Genomic DNA, 20,921 nt, shown 5'->3' with positions numbered 1-20,921 from the left:
AAGCGCGTCGACAGCCTCAGAGTTCCTCGTACAACGGCAACGTCAGGAAGTCGGTGAACTGCTCCGACGTCGACATCTGTTCGAAGATCTGCGCGGCGCGCTCATACGGCTTCGTATCGCCGCCCACGGCCTGCTTCACCTTGTCGAGTTCCTGCGCCGACAGCTCGCGCACGAGTTCGACCGTCACCTTGCGGCCGTCGTCGAGCTTGCCCTTCGGCGAGCGAATCCATTGCCACACCTGCGAGCGCGAGATCTCCGCGGTGGCCGCGTCTTCCATCAGGTTGTGAATCGGCACGCAACCATTGCCCGCGAGCCACGAGCCCAGGTAGTGAATGCCGACGTTGATGTTGTTGCGCAAGCCGCCTTCGGTGATCGGCGTCTCCGGACGGAAGTCCAGCAGGTCGGTCGCGGTGACGAGCACGTCGATGCGTTGTTTGCCGATCTGGTTCGGCTTGTCGCCGAGCACCTTGACGAACTCTTCCATCGCGATCGGCACGAGGCCCGGATGCGCGACCCAGCCGCCGTCATAGCCGTCGCGGGCATCGCGCGCCTTGTCCGAGCGCACGCCGGCCATCGCCTTGTCGTTGGCCGCAGGGTCGTTCTTGATCGGAATCAGCGCGCTCATGCCGCCGATCGCCGGCGCGTTGCGGCGATGGCAGGTCTTCAGCAGCAGCAACGCGTACGCGCGCATGAACGGCGCGGTCATCGTGATCTGCGAGCGGTCGGCGAGGCAGAAATCGCGGTCGGCCTTGAACTTCTTGATCGCCGAGAAGATGTAGTCCCAGCGGCCGGCGTTCAGGCCCGAACTGTGTTCACGCAGTTCGTACAGGATCTCGTCCATTTCGAACGCGGCGACGATCGTCTCGATCAGCACCGTAGCACGAATCGTGCCGCGCGGCACGCCGACCGCCTCCTGCGCGGCGACGAAGATCTCGTTCCACAGGCGCGCTTCCAGATGGCTCTCCATCTTCGGCAGATAGAAATACGGGCCCGAGCCGCGCGCGATCAGTTCCTTCGCGTTGTGCACCATAAAGAGCGCAAAGTCGAAGATGCCGCCCGACACGCGCTTGCCGTCCACCTTCACGTGCTTCTCGTCGAGATGCCAGCCGCGCGGACGCACGATCAGCGTCGCGACCTTGTCGTTCAACCTGTACGACTTGCCGTTCTGGTCGAGCGAAATCGTGCGGCGCACCGCGTCCTTCAGATCGATGTGGCCGACGATCTGGTTATCCCAGCTCGGCGCATTCGAATCCTCGAAATCCGTCATGTACGAATCCGCGCCCGAGTTCAGCGCATTGATGATCATCTTGCGCTCGACCGGCCCGGTGATCTCCACACGGCGGCATTGCAGATCGCGCGGCAGCGGCGCGATGGTCCAGTCGCCGTCGCGCACGCTTTTCGTTTCGGCGAGGAAGTCGGGACGCTCGCCGGCGTCGAGCCGCCTGGTGCGTTCCGCGCGCGCCTGCAGCAGTTCCTGACGGCGCGGTTCGAACGTGTGATGCAGCGCGGCGACGAGTTCGAGCGCTTCGCGCGTGAGGATCGCCCCGTAGCCCGGCTTGATCTCGGCCGAGATTTCCATGCCCTGCGGCAGCGACAACGATGTCAGCGAATTCGCCATTGTTTTCTCCTTGGTCGGTCAGATTGCAAAAATGCAAATGTTCAAAAGCAGTTGTTGTTGGGCGTGATGAAGCGGATCGGAGCAGTAGCGGCCGGTTGCAGCCGTCATGTGCCGGGGCTGTGACGCGTACGGCTGCCGCGAGGCGTGCCGGGGCTGTTGCCCGGGTCGCTTCCCGGGCGCCCAGGCGGCGCGAGGGTCCGCAGAAAAGCAAGCAGATCGCTCATCCCGCTGCCCGTGCCATGCGGCGTGACGCCGAGTTCTTCGAGCGGAGCGTTTTGCCGGTTGAGCCAGAAAGTGGTGAAGCCGAACCATGCCGCGCCTGCCACGTCCCAGCCGTTCGACGACACGAAGACGATCTCGCGCGGCGGCGCGCCGAAGGCTTGCGTGCCGAGCGCATAAGCGGCGGGCGAGGGTTTGTAGGCGCGCACGGCGTCGACGGAGAGAACGTGGTCGAACAGGTCGTTCATCCCCGCGCTTTTGAGCGCGATGTCGAGCATCTGCGGATTGCCGTTCGACAAGACCGCGAGACCGACGCGCCGTGGGGCCGATTCGCTGTGCGCCGGCGTCTGCGGCGTCGGGGGACTCGCCGCCGGCTCGCGCAGCATACGCAGCGCGGATACGGCGTCGGGGAAAGCGGACAGGCAAGCGTATTCGTCCATCAGCCGCTTCTCGGCGGCGCGGCCCAGCGTGAGCTGAAGTTTTTTCGCGGCGAAGCGCAGTGCGTCGAGCGTGATATCCCAGAACGGGCGGTAATGCGCGCCGGGCGTTTCCGACGCATCGGCCAGCGTGCGCAATTGCGTGTATTCGATCTGCTTCTGGCGCCACAACTGCGACACTGCATTGCCGTGGCCCGGGAACATCTGCTCGGCGGCAGCGATCACCGAATGCACGTCGAAAAGCGTGCCGTACGCATCGAAAATCACTGCGGTTGGAAAGGGTGTCGTTGTGGCCGACATTGCCGTGCGCTCCTGTCAGAGGTCGAGACGGATTGTATTAGTGACGATCAACGCAAAAAAAGAGCCTAAACATCACTTGATCTTTTACTTTCATGCATCTAATCTGGCGCGCACCGCCCACTTTGCTGCGTAGCGCCCCGGCGGACTTCATTTCGGGGCGTCGCGGCGCACCTCGCTCATGGATCGTTTCAAGCAGATCGAAACTTTCGTCAATGTCGCGGCCAAGGGCAGCCTGTCCGCGGCCGCGTTGGCCGAGGGGGTCGCGCCGGCGATCATCGGCCGCCGCATCGACGCGCTCGAAGAGCGCCTCGGCGTCAAGCTGCTAGTGCGCACGACCCGCAAGATCACGCTGACCTTCGAAGGCTCGGCCTTCCTCGAGGACTGCCAGCGCATCATTCACGATATGCAGAACGCCGAAGCCAGCGTGTCGGCGGGCGGCGTGAAAGCGAGCGGCCATTTGCGGCTGTCGGCGCCGGCGGGCTTCGGACGGCGGCACGTGGCCCCGCTGGTGCCCCAGTTCACGGTCGCGCACCCGGACGTGTCGATCACGCTCGACCTGTCCGACCGGCTCGTCGATCTGGTCAACGAGGGCTTTGATTGCGCGGTGCGTCTCGGCGAATTGCCGGATTCGTCGCTGGTGTCGCTCAAGCTCGGCGAAAACCGCCGCGTGTGCGTGGCGTCGCCGGCGTATCTGAGCCGGCGCGGCGCGCCACACAGCCTCGCCGATCTCGCGCAGCACAACTGCCTCGCGCTCGGCGCGAGCGCCAACCAGCAGCGCGGCTGGGTGTTCCAGCAGGACGACAAGGTCGTCTCGATCAAGGTGTCCGGCACGATGGAGTGCTCGGACGGCGCGGTGCTGCACGAGTGGTGTCTGGACGGCTATGGACTTGCGTGGCGCTCGTGGTGGGAAGTCGGCGAGGAAATCGCGGCCGGGCGGCTGGTGAGCGTGCTCGACGAGTTCGCCGCGCCGCCGATCGGCATCCACGCGGTGTTTCCGCAGCGCCGCCATCTGCCGCTGCGGGTGCGGCTGTTTCTGGATTTTCTCAAACATACGTATGGCCATCCGGGGTACTGGGGATGACGTCGAGCGGCGTCCCGCGAGCGCGCCCGTGTTCCCGCGAGTTTGCGAACGCCAGCGGATTTGCCGTTGAGCGACCCATACCCGCAGCGGCGCGACCTACAATCGACTGAAGCGGCTTGCACGCCGAGCCGCGTTGGACGCTCACGCCGCGCTGCGCGCAGCCGGCGACGGAGGGCATCATGTTCAGGCACATCCTGGTTCCGACCGATGGTTCAGAACTGTCACGCAAGGCAATCGACGGCGCAATCGACCTCGCGCAGGCAGTCGGCGCGCGCGTGACCGCCTACGCGTGTCTGCCGCAATATCCCTACTCGCCGTTTTCCGACGTGGTGGTCGAGCCGCCTTCCGAATTTCTGCAACGCAGCGAGCGGGAAGCGCGCGTCCATTTGCGGGAAGTGGAAATAGCCGGCAGCCGGGTCGGCGTCACCGTGGAGAGTCGAACGAGCGTCCACCCGGCGCCTTATCTGGGCATCATCGAAGCGGCGGAGCAGGGGGCTTGCGACGTGATCTTCATGGCGTCGCACGGGCGGCGCGGTCTGGGCAGTCTGCTGATCGGCAGCGAGACGCAGCGGGTACTCACGCATACGAAGATTCCGGTGATCGTGTACCGCTGAACGGTGGGCGCGGGCCCGCAACTGATGGGGTCCGCGCGGAAAAACGCGCCGGCGGTGAGGCCGGCGCGCCGCTGCTTGCCGCACGATGCGCTGTGCCGGCTGTTTTCCGCTGCTGCGTTGTTCTCTCGGAATCCGTGCGCCGGGGTTGGCTTCCGACATCCCGGCGGCGCGGCTCCTCCCTATGACGGCGGCTCTCTGACGGAACTGCCTGATTGTCTTCTGCGCTGCCGTTCCTGCGATCGAACCTCGGGGCCGCGAAGTCCCACCGCGCGGCCGGCGAGGTTGCCGATCACGCGACCTTCTTGTCGAAGAACTGCTCGTCTTCCGTCGAACCGTGCAGCGCGGTCGTCGACGCTTCGCGCTCGACCGTTTGCGTGACGGCGTCGAAGTAGCCGGTGCCGACTTCGCGCTGATGCTTGACGGCGGTGAAGCCCTTTTCGGCCGCCGCGAATTCCGCCTGCTGCATCTCGACGAACGCGGTCATCTGGTTGCGGGCATAACCGTGCGCGAGGTTGAACATCGAGTAGTTCAGCGCATGGAAGCCGGCCAGCGTGATGAACTGGAACTTGTAGCCCATCGCGCCGAGTTCGCGCTGGAACTTGGCGATGGTCGCGTCGTCCAGATTCTTCTTCCAGTTGAACGACGGCGAGCAGTTGTACGACAGCAGCTGATCGGGGAATTCCTTGTGGATCGCGTCGGCGAATTTCTTCGCGAACTCGAGGTCCGGCTTGCCGGTTTCGCACCAGATCATGTCGGCATACGGCGCGTACGCGAGGCCGCGTGAGATCGCCTGTTCGAGACCGGGCTTGGTGCGATAGAAGCCTTCCACCGTGCGCTCGCCGGTCAGGAACGGCTTGTCGTTGTCGTCGATGTCCGAGGTGACGAGGTCGGCGGCTTCCGCATCGGTGCGGGCGAGCAGCACGGTCGGGACGCCGGAGACGTCGGCGGCCAGACGCGCGGCGGTCAGCTTGGCGACGTTTTCGCGGGTCGGCACGAGCACCTTGCCGCCCATATGGCCGCACTTCTTCACCGACGCGAGCTGGTCTTCGAAGTGCACGCCCGAGGCGCCGGCTTCGATCATCGCCTTCATCAGCTCGAACGCGTTCAGCACGCCGCCGAAGCCGGCTTCCGCGTCCGCGACGATCGGTGCGAAGTAGTCGATATAGCCTTCGTCGCCCGGGTTCTTGCCTTCCGACCACTGGATCTGGTCAGCGCGCGTCAGCGTGTTGTTGATGCGCTTCACGACGAGCGGCACCGAGTTGGCCGGATACAGCGACTGGTCCGGGTACATTTCGCCGGCGACGTTCGCGTCGCCCGCCACCTGCCAGCCCGACAGATAGATCGCCTTGAGGCCGGCCTTGACCTGCTGCATCGCCTGATTGCCGGTCAGCGCGCCGAGCGAATTGACGAACGGCTCGTTGTTCACCGCCTGCCAGAGCTTTTCCGCGCCGCGCTTGGCGAGCGTATGTTCCACCTGAACCGAACCGCGCAGACGGATCACGTCTTCCGCCGTATAGGTGCGCTTGATGCCCTTCCAGCGCGGATCGGTATCCCATTGTTGCTGGAGTTGCCTGGCTTGTTCTTCGCGGGTCATGGTCATGGTGTTCTCCTTGGTTGCCTTTGGATGGGTGACTCTGTCTTCGTCGAAGCGGCTGGCCCGTGGGGCGTTTCGTTTCGTGAAGTCTTATATAAGAGTCTAGGCAAATCACCGATTGTGAAATAGCTGCCGCGAAGCGTTTTTTAAATATTTATTGTTGCGTTTATTCAATGACTTAGGCGCCTAATTTCGCATTGAGAAACGATTTTTCCCCTGTTGCAATGCACGATCTTGTGCTGTGCAACACGATTTTTTACGACGCAAAAAAATTTTTCACATCGTGGAATTTGGGGCGCTCAAGCGATGGACGAAAAAAACCGGTGCCTGAGCACCGGTTTCTTCCGACTGACGAACGGCGCAAGGCCGTCCGGGTCTTTTATAAGCTGATTGCTGGATTGCTGCCAGACGGTTCAGCCGCGGCCTGGTTGCCCCGCGGTCGCTGCGTAGCTGCCGTTTAGCTGCCGCGACGAGCCGTGCGCGGGCCGTCGCTGCGGCGTGCGCCGTAGCCGCCGTCGCGCGAGCCGCCGTAGCCTTCACGGGAGCCGCCGCCGAAGCCGCCTTCACGCGAACCGCCGCCAGCCGACTTGCCAGCCCAGCCGCCGCCACTGCCGCTGCGCGCGCCGCCGCCGCCGTTGCCGGCCGGCTTGCCCGAACCGCTACCGAAACGACGGCCACCGCCGTTGCCACCGCCCGGACGGCCGCGGCCGCCAAAGCCAGGACGGCCGTTGCCCGACGGAGCCGACTTGCGCGGCTCGAAGCCTTCGACGACGTTGACCGGCAGCGGCGTGCGCACGAAGCGCTCGATGCGCTTGAGCGCGCCCTGTTCCGCGTGATGCACGAGGCTCACCGCGATACCCGAGCGGCCAGCACGGCCCGTACGGCCGATACGGTGCACGTAGTCTTCGGCGAACTTCGGCAGGTCGTAGTTGAACACGTGCGTGATGCCCGGGATGTCGATACCGCGAGCGGCGACGTCCGTTGCCACCAGCACGCGCACGCGACGCTCGCGCAGCGCCTTGATGGTGCGGTTACGCGCGCCTTGCGGCAGATCGCCGTGCAAAGCGGCCGATTCGAAACCGGCGTCGGCAAGACGCCCGGCGAGCTGGTCGGCATCCATCTTGGTGGCCGTGAAGACGATGGCCTGGTCGAGGCCCGAGTCCCGCAGCAAATGGTCGAGCAGACGGTCCTTGTGATCGCGGTCGTCGACGTAATGGACGGTTTGCGCGATGTTGGTACGCTGTTCCAGACGCTGAACGATCTCGATACGCTCCGGATCTTTCAGCAGACGGCCGGTCAGCGAACCGATCTTGCCGTCGAGCGTGGCCGAGAACAGCATGGTCTGGCGCGTGGCCGGCGTGGCCGCGACGATCGTTTCGATGTCTTCGATGAAGCCCATGTCGAGCATACGGTCGGCTTCGTCGAGCACGAGGATCTGCAGCTGCGACAGATCGATACGGCCGCGTTCCAGGTGGTCGATCAGACGGCCCGGCGTGGCGACCAGGATTTCCGGGTTCTTCGCCAGCAGCATCAGTTGCTGGCCGTAAGCGACGCCGCCCAGAATGCTGACGGTGCGCAGGCGCTTGAGGTGCTTGCCATACGTGGCGGCGGCGGTCGTGACCTGCATCGCGAGTTCGCGGGTCGGCGTCAGAACCAGCATGGTCGGACGGGCAACCGGTTGCGGACGGCGCGTGCGGGCGCCGTCGGCCGGACGCGGCTCGCGCGGCTGGCCGGCTTGCGCCTTTTGCAATTGCGAAAAACGTTCGATGGCGGGCAGCATGAACGCGGCGGTCTTGCCCGAACCGGTCGGGCTCGACACCAGCAGATCGCGGCCGGCGATGCCGGCGGGGATCGCGCGTTGCTGAACCGGCGTCGGGTTCTGGTAACCAGCGGCGGTCAGCGCGGAGACGACATCCGCGGACAGACCAAGCGACGCGAACGTCGGGCCGGTGGGCGCTGCGGCTTCAGCGGCGACGGCTTCCGGAGCGGCAGCAACGGCTGCGGCTTGTGCGGGTGCGTCGGCGAGACCGAGGGCTTGATCGGCGATGGCGTTCAACGGGCTGGAGGTGTTGCTCGAAGTCATGAGAATCCTTGGTACACAGGGAATTAAAACGTCGGCGCCAATCGGCATACCCAAGTCGTCGGATTCAGCGAGCAAAGAAGCAGCGAGCAAATCGAAAAACGGGGGCAGCTCGCGACAATGAAGGCGAGCTTTTCGTTAGAAGCTGTATCGGATGCGACATGCCAACACGGCGTGCCGCCAGCCTGGGACATGATCGCCCGTAGGGGGCTAGGCAGGAGGGGACAGGTTCTAAACTGGATTGGAGCTAAACGCTACGAGGCGCTGCGCCGCAAAGGCCGCTAAGGAAAGCCGGGCAAAGCAGTGAAGCGCAGGCAGCATTATATAGTGATTTGTTGCACTGCGCCACTATTCGGAAGTTTCCGGGCGGAAAACTTTGCTGGGCCCATCTGATGGCGATCAATTCCGACGTCGCAGGGTAGTCGCCGGGCCGATCGCGGGCAAGCCGGCCTCAGGCCGCGGTGCCGCTTTTCAGCGATTCGACCAGTTCGACGTATTGCTGCTTCGCAGCGTCCTGCGCGGTGCCCTTGAGCGCGGCCCACGCGTCGTACTTGTATTTGCCGACGATGTCGGTGAAGCCCGGTTTGTCGCCGTGGACGTCGCCGCGGGTGGCCTGCTTGTAGAGTCCAGAGAGGCGCAGCAGCGTGAGGTTGCCCGGACGCTCCGGCAACTGCTGGACGTCTTCATGAGCCTGCGCGAATTGGGTGTCGAGGTCTGTCATCGTGGTGGTGCCCGCGGGGCGGGATCAGGTGAGAATCGGTCGACGATCATAGCAATTGCGTGCCGTCCCGGGGGCCGAGGGCCTATTCCAAATTGCGCCGGCCCGCGCCAGGCTCTTGCTGCCGGGCTGCGCCACGCCAAACCACATTTGCGCGCGCAGTGCCGATTACAATACGGTCCATGACTCAAACTGTGCTCCTTGCCCTCGATACCTCAACCGAATTCTGTTCGGTAGCGCTTCTGCGCGTCACCGTCGACGCCGCCGCCCAGAGCGGCGCCGAACCCCGCTGCTGGGTCCGCCACGAGCAGACCGGCGCGGTTTCGAGCACGCGCCTGCTTCCCGCGATCCGCGAACTGTTCGACGAGGCCGGCTTGAGCCTCGCGGACTGCGACGCGATCGCATTCGGCGCCGGTCCCGGCTCGTTCACCGGCCTGCGCACGGCGACCGGCGTCGCCCAAGGGCTGGCGTTCGGCCTGAACCTGCCGGTCGTGCCGGTCAGCACGCTGCTGGCCTGCGCGGAAAGCGCGCGCCTGCGTGATCCGTCGGCGACGCGCGTGCTGGCCGCGCTCGACGCCCGCATGGACGAGATCTATTGGGCCGACTACGCGTGGGACGACGCGCAATGCGAATGGCGCACCGTACAGACGGCGTCGCTCGACGTGCCGGAGCGGCTCGTTTTGCCCGATGTGCCTTTCACGCTGGCCGGCAACGCCGCGGCCGCGTTCGGCGCGCGCCTGCCCGCGGTGGCGGCCGCGCGTACGGTCGACGGCGCAGCGCTGCCGCATGCGCTGCCGCTCGCGCACGCGGCGCTGCGCGCGTTTCGCGCGGGCCGCACGGTGCCTGCCGACCAGGCCGCGCCGGAATACGTGCGCGACAAGGTCGCGCAAACCACGGTGGAACGGCTCGCGCAGAAGGCGGAAAAAGCCGCCAGGGCCGAGCAGGCTGCGCGGACCGAAGAGGCCGCGCGGCACACGGCGCCTGCGCAGAACACGCATGGTGGCGCTCCCGACACTGCCCCTCACGGCGAGGGCCGGCAATGAGCGGCGTGTTGCTCGCGGACCGCTACATGTCGCCGATGACCGAAGGCGATCTGGACGAGGTCGCCGCGATCGAGAAGACTGCTTATGAGTTTCCGTGGAGCCGGGGCAATTTCGGCGATTCGCTGCGCAATGGCTATTTCGGCCTGTGCCTGCGGCACGTGACCGGTACGCTGATCGGCTACTGCGTGCTGATGCCGGTGGTCGACGAAATGCATCTGCTCAATCTATGCGTGGCGCCTGGCGCCCAAGGCGCCGGCGCGGGCCTTGCGCTGCTGCGCGAGGCGGTGCGCATTACGCGCGCCGAAAAACTCGACGGCCTGCTGCTCGAAGTGCGGCCGTCGAATCATCGGGCGATCCGGCTCTACGAACGTTTCGGCTTTACGTCGATCGGCCGGCGCAAAAATTATTATCCGGCGCGGCATCGCAGCCGGGAGGACGCCATCGTGATGCGTTTCTCGTTTGCCACGGAGGGCACAGATGGCGCTGCATGACTCGGTACTGGAAGAGTTCGGACTCGCGCCGCTGTGGGTGCGTCGGGGGATGGCCGCGCACGCGGTCGAAGAAGCGGGTGTCGGGCAGGGCGCCGTTGCGCTGGCCGGGCAGCCAGGGCGTGGTGACGATGCGCGCGCGGCGGCGGCAGGGGCAGGCGGTCTTACGCAGGACATCCAGCGGCCCGGGCCTCGTGCAAGTGAGAGTCGGCAAGCGGATGCCGCGCCGACGCACAGCGAACGCCACGCCCCCGTTCGGGACGGACAGGCGGCATCGTCGGCCGGGGCAGGCGAGCGGTTCGAGGAGCGTGAAGCATGGGTGCGTACGAGCGAGCCGTTGCGCTCCGCGCAAGATGGCGAGCGCGGTGAGCGTCGTGCGCAACCTGCGCCGGGCGGCGACGTGGCGCAAGAGCGCGTGCAAGCCCCTGGCGACACGCCTGAGTCGCAAACGCCGCGTGAACCGATGCGGCAATCCCGACGCGTGCAGCCATCCCAGCCCGAGGCGCAGGAGCAATCCGCGCAACGACAATCCCGCGTTGCCGAGCCCCCCGCATTCGACGCACCCGCCGACGATGATTTCGCGTGGTTCGACGACTTGCCCGCGCACCCGCCGTCGGAAGCGCGCGGCGACCCCCTCCAGTTGCCGGCCATCCACACGCTCGACTGGGATGCGTTGAGCGAGCGCGTCTCCGCCTGCCGCCTTTGCCGTCTATGCGAGAAGCGCACGAACACCGTGTTCGGCGTCGGCGATCGCAGCGCCGACTGGATGCTGATCGGCGAAGCGCCGGGCGAGAACGAGGACCGTCTCGGCGAACCGTTCGTCGGCCAGGCGGGCAAGCTGCTCGACAACATGTTGCGTTCGCTGACACTCGCACGCGACACCAACGTCTACATCGCGAACGTGATCAAGTGCCGGCCGCCCGGCAACCGCAATCCGGAGCCGGACGAAGTCGCGCGTTGCGAGCCGTATCTGCAACGCCAGGTGTCGCTGGTCAAGCCGAAGCTGATCGTCGCGCTCGGGCGTTTTGCCGCGCAGAGTCTGCTGAAGACCGACGCGAGCATTTCGTCGCTGCGCGGCCGCGTGCACGAATACGAGGGCGTACCGGTGATCGTCACCTATCACCCGGCGTATCTGCTGCGCAGCCTGCCCGACAAGGCGAAGGCCTGGGCCGACCTGTGCCTCGCGCGCGACACATGGCGCGCGGCCGGCGGCGCGCCGTCGGACGCGGCGAAGTGATCGGCGATGGCCGTTAATGGACCGGCGGCGCGCGTCGCTGCCGCCGCGCCCGATGCTCACGCCGCGTTGCGCACCACGCTGCTCGATAACCTGCTCGACACGTTGCGCGATGCGGCCGTGCGCGATCTGGCGTGGCTGTTGCTGAGCGCCGGTCTGCTGCGTCCGCAACCCCCGCTGGGCGCACTCGCGAATCCATTCGACACTCCCGAGGCGCTGCAGGCAACCACCGACTGGCTGCGCGCGCTCGACGCCGCGCCGGCCCCCTTGCATCACGACCTCGCGGCCCCGCGCATCACGCGTCTAGGCCGCTACGCCGAGCGGCTCGTCGGCTGGTTTCTGCAACACGGACCGGCGGCGCGGCTCGTCGCAGCGGGCGTGCCGTTGCGGCGCGCGGGCGTCACGCTCGGCGAATGCGATTTTCTCGTGCAGACGCGCGAGGGCGCGCGGCTGCATTGGGAGCTGGCGGTGAAGTGCTACCTGCATGCGGGCGACGGGCGCGCGCAGTTGGCGGACTACGTCGGGCCGAATCTGAAAGACCGTTTCGATCTGAAGCTCGCGCATCTGTTGAACCACCAGTTGCCGTTGAGCGCGCGCGAAGAGTTCGCGTCGGTCGGCTATGCGGGGCCGTGGACGCCGCAGATGTTCATCAAAGGCTGGCTGTTTTACCGGCACGGCGAGACGCCGACCGACCCCGCCGAACTCGATCCGGCGCATGGCCGTGGCTGGTGGGTCACGCGCGGCGATTGGCCGGCCTTCGCGGCGGCGCATGCACAGAAGTGGCGGTTGCTGCCGCGGCTGGAATGGCTCGCGCCGAGGCGCGCGGAGCACGAACCGATGCGGGAAATGACGCAGGCAAGCGAGCAATTCGACGCCGCCGCCACGAGACCGCTTTTCGTCGACGCGCAAACACTCGCTGCGCAGATATCCCATCAACCTGGACCGACGATGGTGGCCGCTTTTGTCGAGGACAACGCCGGCTACCTCAGCGAATGCTCGCGCGGCTTCATCGTGCCGGATGAATGGCCCGAGCAGGCGCGCAACTACGCGCGGCAGTGACGGCGCAGCAGGCAGCCGGACGGCGACGCCTGCTTGATGCCGCCATCTGATGCAAGGGCTCAACGCCCATTCTCAGCTTCACCACCACCGATAAAAATGATGCACCGGCCCGACGCCGCCACCGACGTCGAGTCGATCGCTCGCTTTCAGCGCGCCGGTGAGATAAAGCTTTGCGTCGGCCACTGCGCTCGCCAGATCGCCGCGTTGCGGAATCAGCGCCGCAATCGCGGACGACAGCGTGCAGCCCGTCCCATGCGTGTTCTTCACCGGCACGCGTGGACCGCCCAGGCGCAGCGCGCCGCTGTCCTGCATCAGCCAGTCCGGACTGTCAGCCGCGCTCAGATGGCCGCCCTTCATCAGCACCGCGCGTGCGCCGAGCGCGCGCAGCGCTTCGCCTTGTTCGACCATGCCGGCTTCATCGGCGGCGGGCCGAACGCCGAGCAGCGCGGCGGCTTCCGGCAGATTGGGCGTCAGCACGTCGGCGAGCGGCAGCAGTTCGTCACGCACCGCCGTGACCGCATCGGGCAGCAACAGCGCATGATTGCTCTTCGAGATCATCACCGTGTCGAGCACGATGTGCCTGGGCTTGTGACGGCGCAGCGCGTCGGCGACCGCGCGAGCGATAGGCGCGTTCGCAAGCATGCCGATCTTCACCGCGTCGATGCGGATGTCGTCGAACACCGCGTCGAGTTGCGCGGTGATGAAGTCCGGGTCCGGCGCATGTATCGCGGTCACGCCGCGCGTGTTCTGCGCGGTCAGCGCGGTGATCACGCTCGCGCCATACGCGCCGAGCGCCGAGAAAGTCTTCAGATCGGCTTGAATGCCGGCGCCCCCGCCGGAGTCGGAGCCGGCGATCGTCAGCACATTGGGAATCGGTTGAGTCATGGTCAAGCGAGCAGGAAGGAAGGCGCGGCCACGCGGTTCGAAGACGGCCCGCGCGGGTCAGTGCTTGGCTTCGCCGATCAGCGCGACCGAGTCGAACGCGCGCTGGTTCGCCTGGTGGCGCCGCATCACGAACCACATCATCACGCACACGAAGGTGCCGAACAGCACGATCACCGTGGCGACCGGCACGTCGAGCCAGACCAGTACCGCGTACAGGCACAGCATGACGAGCACGGAGAGATTTTCATTGAAGTTCTGCACGGCGATCGAGTGACCCGCCGACAACAGCACGTGGCCGCGATGTTGCAGCAACGCATTCATCGGCACCACGAAAAAGCCCGACAGGCCGCCGACCACCATCAGGAAGATGTACGCGAAGATCAGATAGCCCGGCACATGCATGCGGCCGAAATACACGCCCCAGTGCGCGGGGAACAGATCGCGCGTGTAGAACGCCATCAGCATCACGGCGACACCCATCATGATGCCGACCGGCAGTACCGACAGCGACTTCTTCAACGGCACGCGCGAGGCCGCGAAGATCGCGCCGGCCGCTACGCCGACGGCCACCACCGCCTGCAGGATGGCCGCCTCGGAGAGCGACATGCCGAGCGACACCTCAGCCCACTTCAGCACGATGAATTGCAGCGTCGCGCCGGCGCCCCAGAACAGCGTGGTGACCGCGAGCGAAATCTGGCCGAGCTTGTCGCGCCACAGCACGAGAAAACAGTCGGCGAAATCGGTGATGAGCCTGATCGGGCCGCGTTCCTGTTTCGGGTAACGCGCGCCGGTGTCGGGAATGCGCAGATTGAACAGCGCGGCGATGATGTAGATGCCCATGATCACGAGCATCGCCGCTTCGGCCGGCGTGTGGACAGTGGGGATGTGCACCCTGAGGATCGGCGCGGCGATGTGCGGACTGATCAACGCGCCGCCGAGCACCGTGCCCAGAATGATCGAGCCGACCGTGGTGCCCTCGATCCAGCCGTTCGCGGCGACCAGCCGGTCAGGCGGCAGCAGTTCGGTGAGGATACCGTACTTGGCGGGCGAGTAGGCCGCCGCGCCGAAGCCGACGATGCCGTACGCAAGAAGCGGATGCGCGCCGACCAGCATGGTGATGCAGCCGACCACCTTGATGGTGTTGGTGATGAACATCACGCGTCCTTTCGGACGGGAGTCGGCGAAGGCGCCCACGAACGCGGCGAGCACGACGTACGACAGCACAAAAAACAGCTTGAGCAGCGGCGTCATCCAGTTCGGGGCGTGAAGATCTTTCAGCAGTGCGATAGCAGCGATCAGAAGCGCATTGTCGGCCAGCGACGAAAAAAACTGCGCGGCCATGATGGTGTAAAAACCTTTTTTCATCTGATGCGATGCTGTCCTCGCTGCGGTCTGTCCGCCCCGGCCGTTTGCAATACGTCCGGGCTTATGCCGTTCGAAATGGGTTGTGCGCACGGCTTTATATCATGAAAATAGCTGGATTCGGACTAGCAGAATCCTTGATCGCACCGCCCAGCGGGCTGCCGAGCGTTGAAAACGCCCAGTAAGCCGCTGATTCGCAAGCGTCTTTACGAAAATATCCCATGCCGCGTCCCCTCTCAGCCACGATTCACACCGCCGCACTCGCCAATAATCTTGCCGTCGCGCGCCGCTATGCGCCGAAATCCAAAATTTGGGCCGTCGTCAAGGCCAATGCTTATGGGCATGGTCTCGCGCGGGCCTTTCCGGGTTTGCGCGCAACCGACGGCTTTGGTTTGCTGGACCTCGAAGAAGCCGTGAAGTTGCGTGAATTGGGCTGGGCCGGGCCGATTCTTCTGCTCGAGGGCTTCTTTCGTCCGACCGATATCGATGTGATCGACCGCTACAGCCTCACCACCGCGCTGCATTCGGACGAACAGTTGCGCATGCTCGAAATGGCGCGTCTGTCGAAACCCGTCAACATCCAGTTGAAGATGAACACCGGGATGAACCGGCTCGGCTACACGGTGGAGAAATTCCGCGCCGCGTGGGAGCGGGCGCGCGCCTGCCAGGGCGTCGGTCAGATCACCTTGATGACGCATTTTTCGGATGCCGACGGCGAGCGCGGCATCGCTTACCAGATGGGAGCATTCGAGCGCGGCGCGCAAGGCATTGCCGGCGCGCGCAGCCTAGCCAATTCGGCGGCCACGCTCTGGCATCCGAACGCGCATTTCGACTGGGTGCGCCCGGGCATCATGCTGTACGGTGCGTCGCCGTCGGGCGTGACGGCCGCCATCGAAGGCACCGGGCTGCAGCCGGCGATGACGCTCACGTCCGAATTGATCGCGGTGCAAATGCTCGGCGAAGGCAGCACGGTAGGCTACGGCTCGGCGTTCAAGGCGCGCGCGCCGATGCGCATCGGCGTGGTCGCCTGCGGCTACGCGGACGGCTATCCGCGGGTCGCGCCGGAAGGCACGCCCGTGATCGTCGACGGTGTGCGCACGCGGGTCGTCGGGCGGGTGTCGATGGACATGCTCACGGTCGATTTGACGCCAGTGCCGACCGCCAACATCGGCTCGCGAGTCGAGCTGTGGGGCACCGCGCTGCCGATCGACGACGTCGCGCAGGCGTGCGGCACGATCGGCTATGAGCTGATGTGCGCGGTGGCGCCGCGCGTGCCAGTGCGCGCGGAGTAATAACGCGCGTGGCGCAAGCGTTGTCGCAGGCCGCCGCGGGTTTGCGGTTTGCGATGCGCTGCGCGGGTCGGCGCAGGGCAAGCCGTTGCGCTTTTAGCCTGGCTGCCGCCGCGCTTGTTGCCGCGCTCCTCGCGAGGTTCGCGGTGTCGCTGTGTGCACCGCCCTTCATCGCGTCAGCGTTTGCCGCTCCGAGGCGCCACGCCCATCACCCGCATCAATCCCAGCAACAGCAACACAGGCAATCACGCGTGGCTAAACCCAAAACGTTGTACATCTGCAGTGAATGCGGCGGGCAATCGCCGAAATGGGCCGGCCAGTGCCCGTCATGCAATGCATGGAATACGCTGGTCGAATCAGTGGCGGAAACGCCGTCCACGCACCGCTTCCAGTCGCTCGCGAAGAGCGCCCCGGTACGCCGTCTGGCCGATATCGACGCGTCCGACGTGCCGCGGTTCTCCACCGGCGTCAGCGAATTCGACCGCGTGCTCGGCGGCGGGCTGGTGCCGGGCGGCGTGGTGCTGATCGGCGGCGATCCGGGCATCGGCAAATCGACGCTGCTCTTGCAATCGCTCGCGGAAATCGCCGCCGACAAACGCGCGCTCTATATCAGCGGTGAAGAGTCGGCCGCGCAGATTGCGTTGCGCGCGCAACGGCTTTCGTTGCTGGAGCCGGGTTCGAAGGCGAGCGAGCTGCAATTGCTCGCGGAAATCCAGCTCGAAAAAATCCAGGCGACGATCGCCGAGCAGCGCCCCGATGTCGCGGTGATCGACTCGATCCAGACGGTCTATTCCGACGCGCTGACTTCCGCGCCGGGCTCGGTCGCGCAGGTGCGCGAGTGCGCGGCGCAATTGACCCGCATCGCCAAGCAGTCGGGCACCACCATCATCATGGTCGGCCACGTGACCAAGGAAGGCGCGCTGGCGGGGCCGCGCGTGCTCGAACACATCGTCGATACGGTGCTGTACTTCGAAGGCGACACGCACTCGTCGTACCGTCTCGTGCGCGCGATCAAGAACCGCTTCGGCGCGGTCAACGAACTCGGCGTGTTCGCGATGACCGAGCGCGGCCTGCGCGGCGTGGCCAATCCTTCGGCGCTGTTCCTGTCGCAGCACGAGCAGTCGGTGCCGGGCTCGTGCGTGCTGGTGACGCAGGAGGGCACGCGGCCGCTGCTGGTCGAAGTGCAGGCGCTGGTGGACGCGGCCAATGCGCCGAATCCGCGGCGGCTCGCGGTCGGCCTGGAGCAGAACCGGCTGGCGATGTTGCTGGCCGTGCTGCATCGGCATGCGGGGATCGCGTGCTTCGATCAGGACGTGTTCCTGAACGCGGTCGGCGGCGTGAAGATCACCGAACCCGCCGCCGATCTGTCCGTGCTGCTCGCGATCCACTCGTCGATGCGTAACAAGCCGCTGCCCAAGGGACTGGTGGTGTTTGGCGAAGTGGGCCTCGCCGGGGAGATCCGGCCGTCGCCGCGGGGTCAGGAGCGGTTGAAGGAAGCGGCCAAACTGGGCTTCTCGGTCGCGGTCATTCCGAAGGCCAATGCGCCGAAACAGCCGATCGAAGGCTTACAGGTCGTTGCGGTCGAACGGATCGAACAGGCGATCGATCGGGTCCGCACGCTCGAATAGACGGGGCTGCGGCGTCCGCGGGCCAGCAGGGCGTCGTAATGTCCTGTAAATATATTCATATCGGCTGTAACCTGAATGGCGATCCTTTTTCCTAAGCTGTCAAGGTATGCATCCCTTCCGATGCCCGAAAAAGGATCGCGCCTTGAAAGAGTCATATGAAAGCCTGGCCGAGCGGCCGATACAGGTGCGTGGCTGCCGAGTGTCAGCACCGATTCGCCAGCCGTGGGGCGGCGCTTGCCGGATTGTCGAGTGGATCGACACGGCGGGGCAGATATCGCGACGGGTGGTGGCCGAAGACGCCACGGCCGACGAGGTGCGCGCCACGATCAACCGTCACGTGGAAGGCCGCAAGCACCTGCTGTACGACGACGAAAAGACGCCGCGTCAGACTTTGCCGCGCCGTTGAGTCAGCGTAGCGCGGCGTCGCCGTCGGTTTCGCTCGCATTTTCACTCGCGCCCGCTGCCGCATACGCCTGCGGATTGAACAGCGGATGCCGCGCGGCTTCCGCCGCTGTCAGCACCGGCGACACACAGCAGTCGAGCGGCTCCAGCAACACCACCCACTCTTCCAGTGCACGCGCGCCGATCACGTCGGATAGCTCCCGCGTGAGCGCGACGGCATCCGGACCGCCGATCGCCTGGCCGAGGCTCCAGTGGCGCGTCGCCCACTCGGGGCGGTCGAGCGCCATGCACAACGTTTCCCAGAATTTCAGTTCGAGCGCGCCGACCGCGAGCCAGCGGTGATCGAGCGTGCGGTACAGGTTGTAGCAGGGCACGCCGCCATTCAGCAGACCGGCGCCTACGGCCGGCGCGGCGCCTTCGTTGGCGAGCGCGACCTGCGCGACGACGTTGTGCGCGTAGGTGACATGCGCCATCGACACGTCGACGAAACGGCCTTCGCCGCCGCGCGACACATGCCATAGCGCGGCGAGAATCTGCGTGACCGCGCTCAACGCGCCGCCGAGCAGGTCGGCGATCTGGAAATTCGGCACGATCGGCGTGCCGTCGCGGCTTGCCAACTGATCGAGCACGCCCGCATAACCGATGTAGTTCAGATCGTGACCGGCGTGATCCGCGAATGGGCCGCTCGCGCCATAGCCGCTGATCGCGCAGTAGACGAGCCGCGGATTGTCCGCGCGCAGTGTCGCGTAGTCGAGGCCGAGCCGCTCCATCACGCCCGGACGGAAGCTCTCGATGAGCACGTCCGCTTGCGCCGCGAGCGCGCGCAACACGTTGCGTCCCGCTTCGGATTTGAGGTCGAGGCGCGTCTCGCGCTTGCCGCGATTCACGAGCCGGTAGAACGCGCCGGGCCGCCCGGCCACGCGGTCGGCCGACGACTGCATCATCGTGCGGGTGGGGTCGCCCGCGCCGGGCGCTTCGATCTTCAGCACGTCGGCACCGAGTTCGGCGAGCCGCAGCGCGGCCTCCGGGCCTGGCAGCAGGCGCGTCAGATCGAGCACGCGCAGTCCTTGCAGCGCGGGCGGCGCCACCGCGGCCGAAGCGGAAGAAGCGGACGCCGCGGCCGATGACTCGGATGATGATGTCGCTGAAGACAAAGCCAACCTCCCGCCGGTGCCGGCGCGGACCGCAAACAGCGTGCCGCTAGCCGATTTGTTCAAGTTCCTCGTGAGTCTCGAGCCATTCGGCTTCGAGTGTTTCGAGGCGCGCGTTCACGTCTGCCTGCCGGCGGATCGCCTCCGTCAGTTTGCTTTTCCGCTCGGGCTCATAGCTTGCCGGATCGACGACGAACGCATCGAGCGTCGCCTTCTCCGCGTTGAGCGTGTCCATTTCCTTTTCGATCTTGGTGATGCGGCTTTGCAGCGGCTTCTTCAGGTGCGCGAGCTTCTGCCGCGTTTCCGCTTCGAGGCGGCGCTGCTCCTTGCGATTTCCGCCGTTATCCGCGTTGCTGTCCGCGCCATTGGCCGCCGCGCCCGCTTTGAGCGCCGCGCGCTGCTCGGCCGCATGTTGCAGCAGCCAGTCGCGATAGTCGTCGAGATCGCCGTCGAATTCCGTCAGGCGGTGTTTCGCGACCAGCATGAACTGGTCGGTGGTGGCGCGCAGCAGATGCCGGTCGTGCGACACCAGAATCAGCGTGCCTTCGAATTGCGCGAGCGCCATGGTCAGCGCGTGCCGCGTTTCGAGATCCAGGTGGTTGGTCGGCTCGTCGAGCAGCAGCAGGTTCGGCTTCTGCCAGATGATCAGCGCAAGCGCGAGGCGCGCCTTTTCGCCGCCGGAGAAGGGCGCGATCTTCGACGTCGCCATCTCGCCGGAAAAGTTGAAGCTGCCGAGGAAGTCGCGCAACTCCTGTTCGCGCGTGTCCGGCGCGAGTCGTGCGAGGTGCTGCAGCGGCGTGTCGTCCGCGCGCAGCGTTTCTAGCTGATGCTGCGCGAAGTAGCCGATGCGCAGACCCTTGCCCTCGCGCACGTGACCGCCGAGCGCTTCGAGCGTGCCGGCCAGCGTCTTGATCAACGTCGATTTGCCCTGGCCGTTGGCGCCGAGCAGGCCGATACGCTGACCGTTCTGGATCGACAGCATCACGTGATCGACGATCGGAATCTCGACGTCTTCTTCGCCACGGTAGCCGCAGCGCACGTCTTCCATCACCATCATCGGATTCGGCGCGGAATCGGGCGCGCGGAACTCGAACGTGAACGGCGAGCTCGCATGCGCGGGCGCGATCAGCTCCATCTTTTCGAGCGCCTTCACACGGCTTTGCGCCTGGCGCGCCTTGGTGGCCTGCGCCTTGAAGCGATTGATGTAGCTCTGCAGATGCGCGACCGTGCGTTGCTGCTTTTCGTACGCGTTCTGCTGCAGCGCGATCTGCTGCGCGCGCAGCACTTCGAACTGCGAGTAGTTGCCGCCGTAACGCTTGATCTGCTGTTGTTCGAGGTGCAGCGTGACGTTGCAGACCGAATCGAGAAATTCGCGGTCGTGCGAGATCACGATCAGCGTGCCGGCATAGCGATGCAGCCAGTCTTCGAGCCAGACGATCGCGTCGAGATCCAGGTGGTTGGTCGGTTCGTCGAGCAGCAGCAGGTCGGAGCGGCACATCAGCGCTTGCGCGAGATTCAGCCGCATGCGCCAGCCGCCCGAAAAGCTGCTGACCGGCTCGCGCGTCTGCTCGAGCGTGAAGCCGAGACCGAGCAGCAGCGCTTCGGCACGCGCGGGCGCGGTGTAGCCGTCGGCGTCCGCGAACGCGGCGTGCGCCTCGCCTTCGGCCGCGCCGTCGTGGGGCGGCCCACCCCCGGGGCGGGGGGGGGTGAGGGCGCGCC

At 65.8% G+C, this 20,921-nt stretch carries 18 protein-coding genes; 9 read left to right on the top strand and 9 right to left on the bottom strand.

Annotated elements, in window-relative coordinates; all coding sequences use genetic code 11:
• Positions 1-16: 16 nt before the first annotated feature.
• Together aceB and PQR02_RS32465 are read right to left on the bottom strand one after the other, a co-directional pair.
• Positions 17-1,618, bottom strand: coding sequence for a malate synthase A (gene aceB, locus PQR02_RS32470; RefSeq protein ID WP_408241360.1), 1,602 nt, complete (start codon positions 1,616-1,618; stop codon positions 17-19).
• 104 nt (positions 1,619-1,722) lie between these two features.
• Positions 1,723-2,574, bottom strand: coding sequence for a (S)-2-haloacid dehalogenase (locus PQR02_RS32465; RefSeq protein WP_408241357.1), 852 nt, complete (start codon positions 2,572-2,574; stop codon positions 1,723-1,725).
• Positions 2,575-2,752: 178 nt separating this feature from the next.
• On the opposite strand from PQR02_RS32465, the gene PQR02_RS32460 reads away from it, so the two are divergent.
• The gene (locus tag PQR02_RS32460) at positions 2,753-3,655 is read left to right on the top strand and encodes a LysR family transcriptional regulator (RefSeq protein ID WP_408241354.1); all 903 of its coding nucleotides are present in this window, start codon (positions 2,753-2,755) and stop codon (positions 3,653-3,655) included.
• A 179-nt stretch (positions 3,656-3,834) separates the two neighbouring features.
• Positions 3,835-4,269 (top strand): universal stress protein, encoded by a 435-nt coding sequence (locus PQR02_RS32455; protein ID WP_408241351.1) that lies wholly within the window; start codon positions 3,835-3,837, stop codon positions 4,267-4,269.
• Positions 4,270-4,558: 289 nt separating this feature from the next.
• Here the strand turns inward: PQR02_RS32455 and aceA are convergent, their stop codons facing one another.
• From aceA to PQR02_RS32440, 3 genes are all read right to left on the bottom strand, one after another.
• Positions 4,559-5,863 (bottom strand): isocitrate lyase, encoded by a 1,305-nt coding sequence (gene aceA / locus PQR02_RS32450; protein ID WP_408241401.1) that lies wholly within the window; start codon positions 5,861-5,863, stop codon positions 4,559-4,561.
• 457 nt (positions 5,864-6,320) lie between these two features.
• Positions 6,321-7,946: a DEAD/DEAH box helicase gene (locus PQR02_RS32445; protein WP_408241348.1), complete on the bottom strand. Its 1,626-nt coding sequence runs from the start codon at positions 7,944-7,946 to the stop codon at positions 6,321-6,323.
• Between the two features lie 448 nt (positions 7,947-8,394).
• Positions 8,395-8,664: an acyl-CoA-binding protein gene (locus tag PQR02_RS32440; protein WP_408241345.1), complete on the bottom strand. Its 270-nt coding sequence runs from the start codon at positions 8,662-8,664 to the stop codon at positions 8,395-8,397.
• Between the two features lie 179 nt (positions 8,665-8,843).
• On the opposite strand from PQR02_RS32440, the gene tsaB reads away from it, so the two are divergent.
• From tsaB to PQR02_RS32420, 4 genes are read left to right on the top strand one after another with little or no spacing between them, the layout of a single operon-like run.
• Positions 8,844-9,704 (top strand): tRNA (adenosine(37)-N6)-threonylcarbamoyltransferase complex dimerization subunit type 1 TsaB, encoded by an 861-nt coding sequence (gene tsaB / locus PQR02_RS32435; RefSeq protein ID WP_408241342.1) that lies wholly within the window; start codon positions 8,844-8,846, stop codon positions 9,702-9,704.
• The gene (gene rimI / locus PQR02_RS32430; RefSeq protein ID WP_408241339.1) at positions 9,701-10,195 is read left to right on the top strand and encodes a ribosomal protein S18-alanine N-acetyltransferase; all 495 of its coding nucleotides are present in this window, start codon (positions 9,701-9,703) and stop codon (positions 10,193-10,195) included. The genes tsaB and rimI overlap by 4 nt, the downstream gene beginning before the upstream one ends.
• Positions 10,182-11,429: a uracil-DNA glycosylase gene (locus tag PQR02_RS32425; RefSeq protein WP_408241336.1), complete on the top strand. Its 1,248-nt coding sequence runs from the start codon at positions 10,182-10,184 to the stop codon at positions 11,427-11,429. Before rimI ends, PQR02_RS32425 begins: the two co-directional genes overlap by 14 nt.
• A 6-nt stretch (positions 11,430-11,435) precedes the next feature.
• Positions 11,436-12,485: a DUF1853 family protein gene (locus tag PQR02_RS32420; RefSeq protein WP_408241333.1), complete on the top strand. Its 1,050-nt coding sequence runs from the start codon at positions 11,436-11,438 to the stop codon at positions 12,483-12,485.
• Between the two features lie 78 nt (positions 12,486-12,563).
• Here PQR02_RS32420 and thiD read toward each other — a convergent pair whose 3' ends face one another.
• Both thiD and lplT read right to left on the bottom strand, forming a co-directional pair.
• Positions 12,564-13,370: a bifunctional hydroxymethylpyrimidine kinase/phosphomethylpyrimidine kinase gene (gene thiD, locus PQR02_RS32415; protein WP_408241330.1), complete on the bottom strand. Its 807-nt coding sequence runs from the start codon at positions 13,368-13,370 to the stop codon at positions 12,564-12,566.
• Between the two features lie 57 nt (positions 13,371-13,427).
• A complete protein-coding gene (gene lplT, locus PQR02_RS32410) occupies positions 13,428-14,735 on the bottom strand; it encodes a lysophospholipid transporter LplT (protein ID WP_408241327.1) in 1,308 nt (435 codons plus the stop codon).
• A gap of 218 nt (positions 14,736-14,953) precedes the next feature.
• Here lplT and alr point away from each other — a divergent pair, with 218 nt between their 5' ends.
• The 3 genes from alr to PQR02_RS32395 all read left to right on the top strand — a co-directional run bounded on the left by alr (position 14,954) and on the right by PQR02_RS32395 (position 18,055).
• Positions 14,954-16,024, top strand: a complete 1,071-nt coding sequence (alr, locus tag PQR02_RS32405) for an alanine racemase (RefSeq protein ID WP_408241324.1) — start codon at positions 14,954-14,956, stop codon at positions 16,022-16,024.
• A gap of 248 nt (positions 16,025-16,272) precedes the next feature.
• Positions 16,273-17,649: a DNA repair protein RadA gene (gene radA / locus PQR02_RS32400; protein ID WP_408241321.1), complete on the top strand. Its 1,377-nt coding sequence runs from the start codon at positions 16,273-16,275 to the stop codon at positions 17,647-17,649.
• A gap of 142 nt (positions 17,650-17,791) precedes the next feature.
• Positions 17,792-18,055 carry a DUF2866 domain-containing protein gene (locus tag PQR02_RS32395; protein WP_408241318.1) on the top strand — a complete coding sequence of 88 codons (264 nt, stop codon included), beginning with the start codon at positions 17,792-17,794 and terminating at the stop codon, positions 18,053-18,055.
• A gap of 1 nt (position 18,056) precedes the next feature.
• Here the strand turns inward: PQR02_RS32395 and PQR02_RS32390 are convergent, their stop codons facing one another.
• Entirely contained in the window at positions 18,057-19,124 is a 1,068-nt protein-coding gene (locus PQR02_RS32390; protein ID WP_408241397.1) for a CaiB/BaiF CoA transferase family protein, read from the bottom strand.
• 127 nt (positions 19,125-19,251) lie between these two features.
• Positions 19,252-20,921 (bottom strand): ATP-binding cassette domain-containing protein (locus PQR02_RS32385; protein WP_408241315.1); only part of this gene is annotated, 1,670 nt, incomplete at its 5' end.

The sequence above is a fragment of the Paraburkholderia sediminicola genome, from assembly GCF_046026895.1.
Taxonomy (GTDB): Bacteria; Pseudomonadota; Gammaproteobacteria; order Burkholderiales; family Burkholderiaceae; genus Paraburkholderia; species Paraburkholderia sediminicola_C.
Note: the sequence above shows the minus strand (reverse complement) of the source record. Positions and strands in the feature narration are given on the sequence as shown.

What these genes read in the sequence shown, in the direction of transcription:
- aceB (WP_408241360.1), bottom strand. Translation starts at nt 1,618, where the DNA reads ATGGCGAATTCGCTGACATCGTTGTCGCTGCCGCAGGGCATGGAAATC.
- PQR02_RS32465 (WP_408241357.1), bottom strand. Translation starts at nt 2,574, where the DNA reads ATGTCGGCCACAACGACACCCTTTCCAACCGCAGTGATTTTCGATGCG.
- PQR02_RS32460 (WP_408241354.1), top strand. Translation starts at nt 2,753, where the DNA reads ATGGATCGTTTCAAGCAGATCGAAACTTTCGTCAATGTCGCGGCCAAG.
- PQR02_RS32455 (WP_408241351.1), top strand. Translation starts at nt 3,835, where the DNA reads ATGTTCAGGCACATCCTGGTTCCGACCGATGGTTCAGAACTGTCACGC.
- aceA (WP_408241401.1), bottom strand. Translation starts at nt 5,863, where the DNA reads ATGACCCGCGAAGAACAAGCCAGGCAACTCCAGCAACAATGGGATACC.
- PQR02_RS32445 (WP_408241348.1), bottom strand. Translation starts at nt 7,946, where the DNA reads ATGACTTCGAGCAACACCTCCAGCCCGTTGAACGCCATCGCCGATCAA.
- PQR02_RS32440 (WP_408241345.1), bottom strand. Translation starts at nt 8,664, where the DNA reads ATGACAGACCTCGACACCCAATTCGCGCAGGCTCATGAAGACGTCCAG.
- tsaB (WP_408241342.1), top strand. Translation starts at nt 8,844, where the DNA reads ATGACTCAAACTGTGCTCCTTGCCCTCGATACCTCAACCGAATTCTGT.
- rimI (WP_408241339.1), top strand. Translation starts at nt 9,701, where the DNA reads ATGAGCGGCGTGTTGCTCGCGGACCGCTACATGTCGCCGATGACCGAA.
- PQR02_RS32425 (WP_408241336.1), top strand. Translation starts at nt 10,182, where the DNA reads ATGGCGCTGCATGACTCGGTACTGGAAGAGTTCGGACTCGCGCCGCTG.
- PQR02_RS32420 (WP_408241333.1), top strand. Translation starts at nt 11,436, where the DNA reads ATGGCCGTTAATGGACCGGCGGCGCGCGTCGCTGCCGCCGCGCCCGAT.
- thiD (WP_408241330.1), bottom strand. Translation starts at nt 13,370, where the DNA reads ATGACTCAACCGATTCCCAATGTGCTGACGATCGCCGGCTCCGACTCC.
- lplT (WP_408241327.1), bottom strand. Translation starts at nt 14,735, where the DNA reads ATGAAAAAAGGTTTTTACACCATCATGGCCGCGCAGTTTTTTTCGTCG.
- alr (WP_408241324.1), top strand. Translation starts at nt 14,954, where the DNA reads ATGCCGCGTCCCCTCTCAGCCACGATTCACACCGCCGCACTCGCCAAT.